Here is a 13,455-nt window from a genome sequence, read left to right as displayed (position 1 = left end):
AGTCGATATCATACTGAGCCATCTATGGTTGATCAATCGGCGCATACCAGAGGGCTCTCGATGAACGATTGTGAGCCTGGCTGCCGCTTGGATCCGCCTGGACGCTGGTCTAGCGAAGGGGATCCACGACTTTTCCCTTGCTCGTTGCTTCCGGCCGCTGCTAAGTAAACACTGCATATACAACAGTTCCTGTCACGGCGAGCAGCGCGCGATTTTGCGCGCTGGTGCGGGACGCTGGTCACTCCTGTTGCTTCCTCCAAGCCTTGTTCGAAGGTCGACCGCAGCTGGGAGAAGACCCGGCCAAAGCTCCATCCAACGAGAAGCCAGAGCATTGAGTCAGGAATATTGCGCTGCTCACCTTCGACTGAGGTGCCCACGGGTAGATCTGTCATGCTGAGACAGGCCGTCATCCTCGTCGGTGGGCTCGGCACCCGCCTCGGCGAACGCACCAAAACCGTGCCGAAACCGATGCTCGAAATCGGCGGGCGGCCGTTTCTCGACACGCTGATCGACGAACTGGCTCGATACCACGTCTTCGATGAAATCCTGTTGCTTGCTGGCCACAGGGCCGAGATCGTCGAGACCCATTATGCTGGCGCGACCAAGGGCCGGGCAAAGATCCTGGTATCGCGCGAGAGCGAGCCGCTCGGCACCGGTGGCGCGCTCGTGCATGCGCGCAACCTGCTGCACGACCGCTTCCTGCTGCTCAACGGCGACTCGCTGTTCGACTTCAACCTGCTCGATCTGATCGCGCGCGCGCAGGGCGGGCGCGTTCACATGGCATTGCGCGACGGCGTCGTCGGAGACCGCTACGGGCGCGTCGTGCTCGATGGTGACGTGGTGCGTGACTTCATCGCTCCCGGCTCGGGCGCCACAGGGCCTGTCAATGCGGGCATCTACGTCGTCGACAAATCCATTCTCGCCGACATCGCGAAGCTTCCGGCTTCGCTCGAGCAGGATGTATTCCCCGGCCTTACCGCATCCGGCGCACTGCGGGGCACGGCCTATCGCGGTTACTTCATCGACATCGGCATTCCCGACGATTTCGCACGCGCCGATCGCGAGTTGCCGGAGAAGCTGCGGCGGCCGGCCGTGTTCTTCGATCGCGACGGCGTGCTCAACCACGATTCAGGCTACACGTTCGAGACGCACAAGCTCGGATGGATCGAGGGCGCGCGTGAGGCCGTGAAAGCCGTCAACGACGCCGGCTACTTCGCCTTCGTCATCACCAATCAGTCCGGCGTCGCCCGCGGCTACTACGAAGAGCACCACGTCCTCGCTTTGCACCGCTGGATGGCCGACCAGATGGCGCTGATCGGTGCGCATATCGATGCATTTGAATATTGCCCTGATCACCCGGACGGAACCGTCGCCCGCTATTGCCGCACGAGTGACCGGCGCAAGCCGGCCCCCGGCATGATCACCGATCTCATCAAGCGCTTCCCCGTGGACATGACGCGCAGCATGGTGATCGGCGACAAACAAAGCGACATCGAAGCAGCGCAGGCGGCGGGGCTGACCGGGCATCTGTTCGAGGGCGGAAATCTGGAAGCATTCGTGAAGCACCGCCTGGTCTCGACCGGGAAGAGCTAGAGGTGCGCCCAAAAAGCTGCACCCCGGCATTTGGCGGATGTTGCTCTGTTGCACGCCACGACCAGTGTGCTATAGCGCCATCTTGTTGCGAATACTGGCTTAATCGCCTTTCTGGGGTCCGGCATGGAAGATCTGAAGGGTGCCCGCGTCCTTGTCACCGGCAGCGACGGCTTCATCGGCTCGCACGTCGTCGAGGAGTTGGTCAAGGCCGGCGCCCGCGTCAAGGCGATCGTCTATTACAACTCCTTCAACTCCTGGGGCTGGCTCGACACGGTGCCGGCCGACATCATGACGTCGGTGGAGGTGGTGGCTGGCGACATACGCGATCCCCACTTTATGATCGCGGCCGCGAGCGGCTGCAGCGACGTGCTGCATCTTGCGGCGCTGATCGCGATCCCGTTCTCCTATATCGCGCCCGACTCTTATGTCGAAACTAATGTGCGCGGCACCGTGAACGTGCTCCAGGCTGCGCGCATGGCCGGCGTGCGCCGCTTCGTGCAGACCTCGACCAGTGAAGTTTACGGCACGGCGCAGACGGTTCCGATCAAGGAGAGCCATCCGCTGGTCGGACAGTCCCCCTACTCCGCCTCGAAGATCGCCTCCGATCAGATGGCGCTGTCGTTCCAGGCTTCGTTCGACATGCCGGTCGTGGTGATCCGCCCCTTCAACACCTTCGGCCCGCGGCAGTCGGCGCGTGCGGTGATCCCGACGATCATTAGCCAGATCGCGACCGGCAAGCGGAATATCCGCCTCGGCGCCGTCAATCCTACGCGGGATTTCTCGTTCGTCACCGACACTGCGCGCGGCTTGATCGCGGGCCTCACGGCGCCTGCAGAGCAAGTCGTCGGCCAAACCATCAATCTCGGCAGCGGTTTTGAGATCTCAGTCGGCGCGACCGCGCGGATGATCGCCGAAGTCATGGGAACATCGATCGAAATCGAGACCGACGAGCCGCGCCTGCGTCCCGCCAACAGCGAGGTCGAGCGGCTCTGGGCCGACAATTCCAAGGCACGCCAGCAGCTCGGCTGGAGCCCTGAATTCGGCGGTGTCGACGGTATGCGCCGCGGCATGGTCAAGACGGTCAACTGGTTCACCAATCCCGCAAATCTCAGCCGCTACAAGGCTGACGTCTACAACGTCTGAGACGATAGTGGATAGTCGCGTGACCAGCACAAGCTTCGAGCCAAAGACGATCGTCGATGCCGTGCGGCGCGCGGTGGGGACACCTAACGGAGTCCTCGGCCTGCACGAACCGGTGTTTGCCGGCAACGAGATCGCCTATCTCGAAGAGTGCATCAAGAGCACCTTCGTCTCCTCGGTCGGCCCGTTCGTCGATCGGTTCGAGCGTATGCTCGAGGAGATCACCGGCGCCAAACGCGCGGTCGCCGTCGTCAATGGCACGGCCGCGCTGCATGCCTGTTTCCGGCTTGCCGGCGTCGAGCCCGGTACCGAAGTCATCTCCCCTGCGCTGACCTTCATCGCGACGACGAATGCGATCGCCTATTGCGGGGCGACACCGCACTTTGTCGACAGCTCGTTCGAAACGCTCGGCATGGACGCGAATGCGCTCGCTGTGCGACTGGACGCGGTCGCGCAGAAGACTGCAATCGGCACCATCAATCGCGAGACCGGCCGCCGCATCGCGGCGATCGCCCCGATGCACACGTTCGGGCACCCCGTCGATTTGGACGCGATCGCCGCCCTTGCGGACGCTTGGAACATCGCGCTGGTTGAGGATGCCGCGGAATCGCTGGGGTCCACCTACAAGGGCCGCGCGGTCGGGTCGCAGGCACGCCTGGCAGCGCTTAGTTTCAACGGCAACAAGATCGTGACCACAGGCGGCGGCGGCGCCATCTTGAGCAATGATGAAGAGCTGGGGCGCCGCGCCAAGCACCTGACGACGACCGCGAAGCTGCCGCACAAATGGGCCTTCATCCACGACGAGATCGGCTTCAACTATCGGCTGCCCAATCTGAACGCGGCGCTCGGCTGCGCCCAGCTCGAGCAGCTCGAAGGCTTCCTGGCCAGCAAACGCAAGTTGGCTGCGGCCTATCAGCGTGCCTTTGCGGATGTTCCCGGCGTCCGCTTCTCGCGCGAGCCGAAGGGTACCACGAGCAATTACTGGCTGAATGCGATCCTGCTCGACGAAGCCCAGGCCGGCCAGCGCGACGATCTTCTCGCCGCGCTCAACGACGCCGGTTTCGGCGCGCGTCCCGCCTGGACCTTGATGCACAAGCTGCCGATGTTCGCGCAAAGCCCGCGTGGCGACCTTTCCACCGCCGAAGCCATCGAACGCCGGCTGATTAACCTGCCCAGCAGCGCCAGCATCAGAGCCCGCGATGAATAATGTCGCGCGAAAGATCTGCTTCGTCACCGGCAGCCGCGCCGATTTCGGGCTGCTGGTCTGGCCGATGCGCGCGATCCGGGAAACGCCCGGCCTGACGCTTCAGCTCGTGGCCACCGGCATGCATTTTGCGCCGGAGTTCGGCTACACCTTCAACGCCATCCGCGAGGAAGGCTTCGAAGTCGACGAGGGTGTCGAGTCGCTGCTCAGCAGCGACTCCGGCGTTGGTGTTGCCAAATCAGTCGGACTCGGTGTGATCGGCTTTGCGGACGCCTTCACGCGCCTGCAACCGGATCTCGTCGTTGTGCTCGGCGATCGCTTCGAGATGTTCGCGGCCGCGCAGGCTGCGATGTTCATGCGACTGCCGATGGCGCATCTGTTCGGCGGCGACGTGACCGAGGGCGCGATCGATGAATCCACCCGCCACGCCATCAGCAAGATGGCGCACCTGCATTTCACCAGCAATCGGGCTTCGACGCAGCGGCTGATCCAGCTTGGCGAGCATCCGTCCCGCATTCACACCATCGGGTCGGTCGGCATCGATGCCATCAAGCATCTCGATCTGATGGACCGCGACGGCATCGGCCGCGCGCTCGGAATGTCGCTAGGCGAACGCAATGCGCTCATCACGTTCCACCCGGTCACGATTGAATCCGGGCGTTCAGTGGCCGAGCTGGACGAATTGTTCGCGGCACTATCGACGCTCGATCCCGCCTTTCGTTTCGTATTCACGCTCGCCAACGCGGATGCTGAGGGCCGTGCGTTGAACGCCAGGATCGAGGCTTTCGCGGCTCACCGCCGCAACACGATCGCTGTCGCCTCGCTCGGGCAGCTTCGCTATCTCAGCCTGATGAGTCAGGTGGATGTGGTGATCGGAAATTCCTCCAGCGGCGTGCTCGAAGCGCCCTCCTTCGGCGTTCCCACGGTCGACGTCGGCGACCGTCAGAAGGGGCGCGAGCGTGCGGCCTCGGTGTTTCACGCCGCGCCCGAGCGCGGCGCGATCGCCGCCGCCATCTCGCACGCGCTCCAGCGCGGCCGGCAGGCTACCGTGAACCCTTACGGCGACGGCGCATCAAGCCGGCGATTCGCCGAAATCGTCGCCGGCATTCCGGATTTCAGACGATTTCTGGCGAAGGGCTTTTACGAGCTTCCGGCAATGGGGGCGCAGCCATGACGACACACACGCTGATCATCGCGGAAGCCGGCGTCAATCATGATGGCAGTCTGGAGAAAGCACTGGCGCTGGTCGATGCGGCCGCCGATTCCGGCGCCGACATCGTCAAATTCCAGACGTTCAACGCGAAGGCGCTGGCAGGCAATGCAGCCAAGAAGGCGGATTACCAGCAGCGTGCCACCGATGCCGCCGAAAGCCAGCTTGCTATGCTGGAACGCCTCGAGCTGCCGCAGGCAGCGCACCATACGCTGATTGCGCGCGCCAAGGAGCGCGGCATCGAGTTCCTGTCAACGCCATTCGACGACGCCTCGCTCGCCTTCCTGCTGTCGCTGAAACTGCCGCGCATCAAGATCGGATCGGGTGATCTCACCAATGCGCCGCTGTTGCATGCTGCTGCGAAAGCCGGCGCAATGCTCATCCTCTCGACCGGCATGGCAACGCTCGGCGAGATCGAGGAGGCTCTGGGCGTGCTCGCCCATGGCTACGGCGAGCGCAACGAACGGCCCGGCATTGCCGCGTTCCGCGCGGCGTGGCGCGATCCGGCGGCACGCAGCGCGCTCGCACGGCACGTCAGCCTGCTACATTGCACGACCGAATATCCCTGCCCGATCGGCGACGTGAACCTCGCCGCGATGGCGACGATGCGGACATCATTCCAGCTTCCAGTCGGCTATTCCGATCACACCGACGGTTTTGAAGTTTCGGTCGCCGCCGTCTCGCTCGGCGCCACGACGATCGAAAAGCACCTGACGCTCGACCGCAGGGCGCAAGGCCCCGATCACGCGGCCTCGCTGGAGCCTGACGATTTCAAGCGAATGGTCGCGGCCATCCGCAACGTCGAACGCGCGATCGGGGACGGCGTGAAGGCGCCGAAGGAATCCGAGATCAGGAACGTGCCGGTGGCGCGCAAGAGCCTCGTCGCAGCGCGCGCGCTGAAGGCCGGTGAAACCATCGGCCCGGCCGACATCACTGCCAAGCGGCCCGGCGCGGGCCGGCCGCCGATCGACTATTGGTCACTGATCGGAACGGCAGCGCCGCGTGCGCTCGAGCCGGACGATCCGCTCTAGCCTTGCGGCTTTGCCGGAACGCCGCGAAGGACGGATCCTGGCGGCCATGGGGCCGTAACCACCGATCCCATCGCAACCAGCGTGTCTTTGCCGATCGCGATGTGATCCCTGACCCGGCTGCCGAGACCGACGAAGCAGTTCTCGCCGATCTCCGCACCGCCGCCGACCACCGTCCCCGGCGACAGATGTGTGTAGTCGCCGACCCGCACGTCGTGCTCGACGATGGCGCCAGAGTTGATGATGCAGTGATCACCGATCCGGCTCCGCGCATTGACGATCGCGCCCGGCATGATGACGGCGCCTGCGCCGATCCGGGCTGACGGGGAGACGATCGCGCGCGGGTGAATCACGGACGCCCAGCGCTTGACCTGCATGCGGCCCACCATCTGCCGGCGGGCAGGCCCCGCCTGCATCAATCCGATTCCCGCCACGAAGGCGGCATCCGGATAGTTCAGCGCGGCCTCGTCGGTTCCGAGATAGCTGAGGTCGCCGAGCGTTCCGGGCTGGCGATCGAGAAAGCCGACGACCTTGAACCTGCCGGACAACAGCGCCGCCTCGTAGACCATGAAGGCATGCTCGCCGCCCCCTATGATGATGAGATCATCCATCGCGATTCCCCTGCGCGGATTGATCTTAACGGCCGGATCGCCGGTCTTCAAACTGCCGCTTCGGGCCGCGAAATGGTGAGGTTAACGGGGCGGCCCGAGGCACGTCCGCCGGGGTTGACGCCGCCTCTCGCAGCCGCGATATAGCAGGCTCAGCCCTGGGCCGCTCCCCCTATATCTGGCGTATACGAGGCAGATTGCCATGAAATCCTGGCGTAAGGCCGTCGTCGGAACGCAGGCGACCGTGGGCGAGGCCATTGCCGCCATCGAGAGCGGAAGCATCCAGATTGCACTGGTGCTAGACGACCAGAATCGGCTGCTCGGCGTTGTCACCGACGGTGACGTGAGGCGCGGGCTGCTGCGCGGCATCCCGCTGACCGGCCTTGCAACCGATATCATGAACCGAGCGCCGGTGTCGGTTCCTGCGACCCTGCCGCGCGAGGATCGCCTGCAATTGATGCGGCAGAGGTCGATCAAGCAGCTCCCGCTCGTCGACGAGGGCGGCCATTTGGTCGTGGTCGAGACGCTCGATGAGCTGCTCGAACCGCGCCATTATCCGAATCCTGTCCTGATCATGGCGGGCGGTCTCGGCGAGCGCTTGGGCGCGCTGACGCGCGAGGTACCGAAGCCGATGCTCAATGTCGGCGGCCGGCCGCTGCTCGAGACGATCGTCCGCAATGTCGTGCAGCAGGGCTTTGGCAACATCTTCATCTCGGTCAACTACAAGGCCGAGGCGATCAAGGACCATTTTGCTGATGGTAGCGCCTTCGGCGCCAATATCCAGTACGTGCACGAGACCGAGCGCCTGGGGACCGCAGGCGCGCTCGGACTGTTCCCGACGCCGCCGGCTTTGCCGACGATCGTCACCAACGGCGACATCCTCACCACGATCAACTACGGCGCTCTTCTCGACTTCCACAACGGAACACCGGCGGAAGCGACGATGGCCGTGCGCGAGCACAAGGTGCACGTGCCCTACGGCGTGGTCTCCACGTCAGACGGTTTTCTCGACGCCATCCGCGAGAAGCCGACCGAGAGCTGGTTCGTGAGTGCCGGCATCTATGTGGTCGGCAGTTCCGTCTTCAGCCATGTCGCGCCCGGCGTCAGGATCGATATGCCGACCGTGCTGGAGCGCGTTATCGCCAGCAAGGGGCGCGTCGCGGTCTATCCGATCCGTGAATATTGGCTCGACATTGGCCGCCTGGAGGATTTCGAGCAGGCGCATGCAGAGTTTCATGAGGTCTTCCCGTGACCTCGACAACCGCCATCGTAGTTGGCCTCGGCTCGATCGGCACAAGGCATGCGCGCGTCCTGGGCGGGCTTGGGCTTCAGGTCGCGACCGTCAGCCGCCGCGAGGGCGGCGACTACGGATCGATCACGCAGGCGCTCGCGGCTGCGCATCCGGATTACGTGGTGATCGCCACCGAGACTATGCGCCATGCAGACGACCTGCAAGAGCTCGCGCAAGCCGGCTTCCATGGCAAGGTGCTTGTCGAAAAGCCGCTATTTGCGACACCGGCATCGCCACCGAAATATCCGTTTGCCCATGTCAGCGTCGGATACAATCTGCGGTTCCATCCCGTGATGACGGCGCTCGCCGAGAGATTACATGGGCGCGACGTGATCACGGTGGCCGCCTATGTCGGTCAAGACATCAGGGACTGGCGACCCGGCCGCGACCATCGTGCGACCGCATCCGCCACGGCTGAGGCCGGAGGCGGGGTGCTGCGGGATCTCAGCCACGAATTGGATTATCTCTTGTGGCTGTTCGGGCCGTGGCATCGCGTCGCCGCGCTGGGCGGCGCGTCCGGGGCGCGCGACCTTGACGTCGACGACCATCTCGACCTGCTGCTTGACATGCAGCGGGCGCCAGCGGTCCACGTCCATATGGACTATCTCGACCGCCAAGGCATCCGCCGCATTCGCGTCAACGTCGACGACGACACCATCGAGGCCGATTTGGTCGGCAGCCGCCTCTCGGTCAACGGCAAGACAACGGAGATCGCCTGCGAGCGCGACCAGAGCTACCGCAACATGCATATCGCCGGGATGCATGGCGCGAGCCCGGCCTGCTCGCTTGCCGAAGGGCTCGGCGTGGTGCATCTGATCGATGCTAGCGAGCGCGCGCTGCGCACCAAGACCTGGATATCGCCATGAGTCTGCTTTGCACCATGTGCGCGCGGGGCGGCTCGAAAGGGGTCGTCGGCAAGAACGCGCGCGATCTGCTGGGCAAACCCGTGCTCGCATGGAGCATCGAGCAGGCGCGCGAGACCGGCCTGTTCGACGCGATCGCCTTCAGCAGCGATTCGGACGCTCTGCTCGACGCAGCGCTGAGGGCCGGTGCAGACATCGCGGTCAGGCGCCCGGCTGAGATGGCGACGGATGCGGCGCCGAAGCTGCCGGCGATCCGCCATTGTCTCGAGCAGGCCATCGCACAAACGGGCAAGACACCGGAGATCTTCGTCGATCTCGACGTCACCTCGCCGCTCAGGCTTGCCTCGGACATTAGCGGTGCGGTGGCGCTGCTGCGCGAGAGCGGTGCTCGCAATGTCATTACCGGAGCGCCGGCGCGCCGGTCGCCCTATTTCAATCTGGTCGAGCAGCGCAGCGACGGCAGCGTCGGTCTTTCGAAATCTGCCAACCCTCCGATTACGCGTCGGCAGGATGCGCCGCGCTGCTTCGACATGAACGCGTCGATCTATGTCTGGCACGTCGCGCCATTCCTGGAGCAGCCCGCGGTGTTCTATCCGGATACGCGTCTGTTCGAAATGCCGGAAGAGCGCTCGATCGACATCGATTCCGATCTCGATTTTGCGCTGGTGGAACTGCTGCTGCGCCAACGATTGCCGGTCTGAGGAGCCTCAAACGATGACCACGAGCTTCAAGGCTCTGTTCGATCTGACCGGCCGCACGGCCGTCGTCACCGGCGGGTGCGGCATCCTCGGCCGCCGCTTCGTCGAAGGCCTCGCCGAGTTCGGCGCCAATGTCGCGATCGTCGATCTCGATCAGGTCGCGACCGATGCGGCAGCGGCCGACGTCGCCTCACGCCATGCCGTCCGCGCCAGAGGCTACGGCTGCGACATCACCAGCCCCGATGCAGTGCGCAACACGGCCGATGCGATCGAGGCCGGCCTTGGACCGGTTTCGATTCTTCTCAACAACGCCGCCAACAAGACTCGCGACATCGATGCCTTCTTCGCCCCGGTCGAGAGGTTCTCCCAGGAAACGTGGCGGGAGATCATGGCGGTCAACCTCGATGGCATGTTCAACGTCGCGCAGGTGTTCGGCGGGCGAATGGCCGAGCGCGGCTACGGTGCCATCGTGCAGACCGCCTCGATCTACGGCCTGATGGCGCCCGACCAGCGCATCTACGAAGGCTCCGAATATCTCGGCCGCGCCATCAACACGCCCGCGGTCTACACGGCGTCCAAAGCCGGTGTCATCGGCCTGACGAAGCACCTGGCGACCTACTGGGCGGCTAAAGGCGTTCGCGTCAATACGCTCACCCCGGGCGGCGTCGAGAGCGGGCAGAACGAGACCTTCAAGCAACGCTACAGCGCCCGCATTCCACTTGGCCGGATGGCCAAGCCCGACGAGATGGTCGGCGCGGTGCTGTTCCTGGTCTCCGATGCGGCTTCCTACGTCACCGGCCAGAACATCGCGGTCGACGGCGGCCTAAGCGCGTGGTGAACGGCGGAGCATGCTCAGACAATTGATCCGCAACACGCTGATATCCAGCGCAGCCTTCGGGATTGCGGCGGTGCTCGGCTTGGTCGTCATCCCCGTCATCATCCGCACTTGGGGCGTGACCGAGTTCGGCCTCATCGTGCTGGCCCGCATCCTGCTGCCGAGCGGCATGATGGGACTGCTCGATCTCGGCCTCTCCGAAGTCACGACGCAAGCGGTCGCGCGGGCGCGCGAGCATCGCAATTGGCGCGTCGCTGGCCAACAACTCGCGCTTCTCACCGTGATGGCCGCCGTCCTCGCAGGACTGCTCGCGGTCACGATCTGGATCAGCGCGCCATACCTGACCATCGCACTCCGCGTCGATACCGCTCACGCGGACAGGTTTGCGCAAATCTTGCGTTACACCGCGCTCGCCAACCTGGTGCTGATCCCCGCGCTGGTCTGGGAAGGCATCGTCAAGGGCTTTGAGCGCTACAATGTCCTGCGGCTGGCTGAGGTGAGCTCCACGATCGTCTACGTCGCCTGTACGATCTGGGCGGCCAACGCCGCAGCATCATTCGAACTGGTGGCCTATATCTATCTCGCCAGCACCTTGATGCGCGCAGGTCTGGTGTTCACCGCGGCCTTCGTCGCCGTCGTGCGCAAGGTCAGGCTCGCGATGTGGGACGCGCCGATCCGGCACGAGCTGTTCCACCGCTGCGCGCTGTTCGCGCAGGGCAAGCTGACGGGCGGCTTGGCGCTGCCGATTCAGCCTTTCCTGGTCGGCCTCTTATTCGGGCCCAAGGGCGTCGGCGTGTACGACACCCTTGTCCGGCTGCCGCGGGTGTCCAAGATCGTCGTCGGCCTCCTGACGTCCGCCTTGTTGCCGGTGGCAAGCCGCTTGGACGAGCGCGGCAACGCTGCGGCGTTCCAGCGGCTCGGTGAATTCGGCCTCATCATCCTGCCCATGTTCACGGTGCCGCCGCTGATGGCGGCCGCCATGCTGTCGCGCGAGATCATGCAGGTCTGGATCGGACCACAGATGGCTCCCTACGCCTTCTGGATGGGCCTGAGCTTCGTGGTGCCGATCTGCGCTCAGTACCTCGCCTTCGGCAACGTCATGTTCCTAACCCGCGCAGACGTGCAGTCCCGCCTGAATCGGCTCATGATCTATCAATTGGCGGTGTGGGCCGCGGTGGCGGTGGCGACGCTGCACTTGTTCGATGAACGAGCGCTGATCCTTGGCCAAGTGGTTGGGAACGCCGTCATTCTACCGTTGCAGATCGGGGTCGTGAGCCGCGGGTTGCAACTTGACTCCTACCGCCTCCTTAGAGCACTTCTCGCCCAGGCCGTCATTCTCATAGTCTTGGGCCTGCTGCTACTCGAGCTTGCAGACCATTTTGCAATCGACGGCTTCTGGAGGCTCGGGCTTGCGATCGCCGCGTTCTGCGCAGTGACCTGGGCCATACAGTATTTTCTCGTTCTGGAAGACCGCCAGCGGGCGATCTTCGTGGAACTTGGCCACCGCTTCGGCTGGGCGTCGACCTAGCTCGTCAATTTGCACCATGCGGGAGATCGATGAAAGCCTTGCTCGACACGAGGAGACGCAAACGGTGCGCATAGGCCTAGTGGTCGATCACCCCAAGCGCGACCTGCCGGGAGCAGTCATGCTTGGTTATCAGCTCGCACGGCGTGGCGCCGCAGTCACGCTGGTGCCGATGTACGAGCAGGCCGTTGATGTCCCGAGGCTGGGGCTGGACGCCCTGGTCGTCAATTACGCACGTCCCGTCAATCTCGACCTGATGCGGAGCTTTGCCAAGGCCGGACTCGCGCTGTACGTCCTCGATACCGAAGGCGGCGTGCTCGCGGAAAAGGGCGGCAACTCGCCACCGGCGATGGCCGCACATATCAAGGATAGCGGTTACGCCGACATCCTGGCGGGCTATTTCTTCTGGGGCAACCGGCTGCATGACGCCTTCCTGGCGGCCGGAACCATGCCTCCGGAGCATCTTCACCTCACCGGCTGCCCGCGCTTCGATTTTGCAGCCCCGCGCTGGCGCGCGCTGCTCGACGGCGAACCGCGCGGCTACGTGCTCGTCAACGCCAACTTCCCTCTGGTCAATTCACGCTTCACCGGCAAGCCGGGCGGCGAACGCCAGGCGATGGTGCGGGCCGGCTGGGACGGCCCCTATGTCGATCGCTTCATCGCGGACCTGAAGCAGGTCTTCGCCAACTATCTCACCGAGATCGACCGCCTCGCCACAGCGCGGCCTGACCGCAGCATTCTGGTGCGTCCGCATCCCTTCGAGAGCGAGGAGGTCTATCGCAACGCGCTCGCGCGCCACGCCAACGTCCTAATCGACGGCACCGGCAGCGTGCTCGACCGCATTCGCAATGCGGCGGCAGTCGTTCATCTCAACTGCGGCACCGCCGTCGAATCGGCATTGCTCGGAAAGCTGCCGCTCCAGCTCGAGTATTTGAACACGTCCATCACCGCCGGCCATGCTGCGCTACCCGCGCGGGTGAGCCGGAAAGTCGCCTCGTTCGATGAGCTGCTCGGCGTGATCGATCACATCGAGCGTGAGACCGAGACCTTCGATTTCGCTCGCGTTCACGCCGCCGATATCGAGGCGTTCTTCCATCTCAACGACGGGCAAGCCGCCGAACGCGTCGCCGACGTCCTGACCCGCGCAACGACTTCGCGCCGGCCATACCTCTCGCTGCTCGCAACCGTGAAGGGCACGCGCGCCAAGCCGAGCCTCGGCCAGGTCGTCAAGGGTGCCGCCAGCGCCGCGCTCGGCTCGGCCGTCACCGAGCGGCTGCGCAGCCAGTTCAATCCCGCCCGGCGCGACAAGCGGATCGAGCCGATCTTCGTCAGGACCCTGCTTCAACGCATCGCAACCCATGATCGTGCGAACCCGTCGCAATTTGCGGCAAGACGCGCGCATTGCGCGATGACGGGCCTGCCGCTCGCGAGCATTGCGATCGAACACACCAAATAGACTC

Annotated in this window: 12 protein-coding genes; 11 read left to right on the top strand and 1 reads right to left on the bottom strand. The window is 64.4% G+C overall.

Annotation, left to right across the window (positions count from 1 at the left end):
- Positions 1-390 precede the first annotated feature (390 nt).
- The 5 genes from IVA78_RS31410 (at position 391) to neuB (ending at position 6,178) form a co-directional block, all read left to right on the top strand.
- Entirely contained in the window at positions 391-1,593 is a 1,203-nt protein-coding gene (locus tag IVA78_RS31410; protein WP_247469372.1) for an HAD-IIIA family hydrolase, read from the top strand.
- A gap of 123 nt (positions 1,594-1,716) precedes the next feature.
- Positions 1,717-2,736, top strand: a complete 1,020-nt coding sequence (locus tag IVA78_RS31405; RefSeq protein ID WP_247469370.1) for an NAD-dependent 4,6-dehydratase LegB — start codon at positions 1,717-1,719, stop codon at positions 2,734-2,736.
- A gap of 19 nt (positions 2,737-2,755) precedes the next feature.
- Positions 2,756-3,940, top strand: a complete 1,185-nt coding sequence (locus tag IVA78_RS31400) for a LegC family aminotransferase (protein WP_247469368.1) — start codon at positions 2,756-2,758, stop codon at positions 3,938-3,940.
- Positions 3,933-5,111 (top strand): UDP-N-acetylglucosamine 2-epimerase, encoded by a 1,179-nt coding sequence (neuC, locus tag IVA78_RS31395; protein ID WP_247469366.1) that lies wholly within the window; start codon positions 3,933-3,935, stop codon positions 5,109-5,111. Before IVA78_RS31400 ends, neuC begins: the two co-directional genes overlap by 8 nt.
- A complete protein-coding gene (gene neuB, locus IVA78_RS31390) occupies positions 5,108-6,178 on the top strand; it encodes an N-acetylneuraminate synthase (protein ID WP_247469364.1) in 1,071 nt (356 codons plus the stop codon). Before neuC ends, neuB begins: the two co-directional genes overlap by 4 nt.
- On the opposite strand, the gene IVA78_RS31385 is transcribed toward neuB, so the two are convergent.
- On the bottom strand, positions 6,175-6,786 hold the full coding sequence (locus tag IVA78_RS31385) for an acetyltransferase (protein ID WP_247422063.1): 612 nt from the start codon (positions 6,784-6,786) through the stop codon (positions 6,175-6,177). The two genes, neuB and IVA78_RS31385, sit on opposite strands and share 4 nt — an antisense overlap.
- Before the next feature lie 199 nt (positions 6,787-6,985).
- Between IVA78_RS31385 and IVA78_RS31380 the strand changes: the two genes are divergently transcribed.
- The 6 genes from IVA78_RS31380 (at position 6,986) to IVA78_RS31355 (ending at position 13,451) form a co-directional block, all read left to right on the top strand.
- On the top strand, positions 6,986-8,035 hold the full coding sequence (locus IVA78_RS31380) for a nucleotidyltransferase family protein (protein WP_247469363.1): 1,050 nt from the start codon (positions 6,986-6,988) through the stop codon (positions 8,033-8,035).
- Complete coding sequence (locus IVA78_RS31375) at positions 8,032-8,940, top strand: Gfo/Idh/MocA family oxidoreductase (protein ID WP_247469362.1); 909 nt, start codon at positions 8,032-8,034, stop codon at positions 8,938-8,940. The genes IVA78_RS31380 and IVA78_RS31375 overlap by 4 nt, the downstream gene beginning before the upstream one ends.
- Positions 8,937-9,638, top strand: coding sequence for an acylneuraminate cytidylyltransferase family protein (locus IVA78_RS31370; RefSeq protein ID WP_247469361.1), 702 nt, complete (start codon positions 8,937-8,939; stop codon positions 9,636-9,638). Before IVA78_RS31375 ends, IVA78_RS31370 begins: the two co-directional genes overlap by 4 nt.
- Positions 9,639-9,651: 13 nt before the next feature.
- Positions 9,652-10,473 (top strand): SDR family oxidoreductase, encoded by an 822-nt coding sequence (locus IVA78_RS31365; protein ID WP_247422067.1) that lies wholly within the window; start codon positions 9,652-9,654, stop codon positions 10,471-10,473.
- A 10-nt stretch (positions 10,474-10,483) separates the two neighbouring features.
- Positions 10,484-11,998, top strand: a complete 1,515-nt coding sequence (locus IVA78_RS31360) for a hypothetical protein (protein WP_247469360.1) — start codon at positions 10,484-10,486, stop codon at positions 11,996-11,998.
- A gap of 64 nt (positions 11,999-12,062) precedes the next feature.
- Positions 12,063-13,451, top strand: a complete 1,389-nt coding sequence (locus tag IVA78_RS31355) for a surface carbohydrate biosynthesis protein (protein ID WP_247469359.1) — start codon at positions 12,063-12,065, stop codon at positions 13,449-13,451.
- The last annotated feature ends 4 nt before the right edge of the window (positions 13,452-13,455 follow it).

It is taken from the genome of Bradyrhizobium sp. 137, assembly GCF_023074095.1.
GTDB lineage: Bacteria > Pseudomonadota > Alphaproteobacteria > Rhizobiales > Xanthobacteraceae > Bradyrhizobium.
The sequence above is the reverse complement of the archived record's forward strand: the minus strand, read 5'-3'. Positions and strand labels throughout refer to the sequence as shown.

What these genes read in the sequence shown, in the direction of transcription:
- IVA78_RS31410 (WP_247469372.1), top strand. Translation starts at nt 391, where the DNA reads ATGCTGAGACAGGCCGTCATCCTCGTCGGTGGGCTCGGCACCCGCCTC.
- IVA78_RS31405 (WP_247469370.1), top strand. Translation starts at nt 1,717, where the DNA reads ATGGAAGATCTGAAGGGTGCCCGCGTCCTTGTCACCGGCAGCGACGGC.
- neuB (WP_247469364.1), top strand. Translation starts at nt 5,108, where the DNA reads ATGACGACACACACGCTGATCATCGCGGAAGCCGGCGTCAATCATGAT.
- IVA78_RS31385 (WP_247422063.1), bottom strand. Translation starts at nt 6,786, where the DNA reads ATGGATGATCTCATCATCATAGGGGGCGGCGAGCATGCCTTCATGGTC.
- IVA78_RS31380 (WP_247469363.1), top strand. Translation starts at nt 6,986, where the DNA reads ATGAAATCCTGGCGTAAGGCCGTCGTCGGAACGCAGGCGACCGTGGGC.
- IVA78_RS31365 (WP_247422067.1), top strand. Translation starts at nt 9,652, where the DNA reads ATGACCACGAGCTTCAAGGCTCTGTTCGATCTGACCGGCCGCACGGCC.
- IVA78_RS31360 (WP_247469360.1), top strand. Translation starts at nt 10,484, where the DNA reads ATGCTCAGACAATTGATCCGCAACACGCTGATATCCAGCGCAGCCTTC.
- neuC (WP_247469366.1), top strand. Translation starts at nt 3,933, where the DNA reads ATGAATAATGTCGCGCGAAAGATCTGCTTCGTCACCGGCAGCCGCGCC.
- IVA78_RS31370 (WP_247469361.1), top strand. Translation starts at nt 8,937, where the DNA reads ATGAGTCTGCTTTGCACCATGTGCGCGCGGGGCGGCTCGAAAGGGGTC.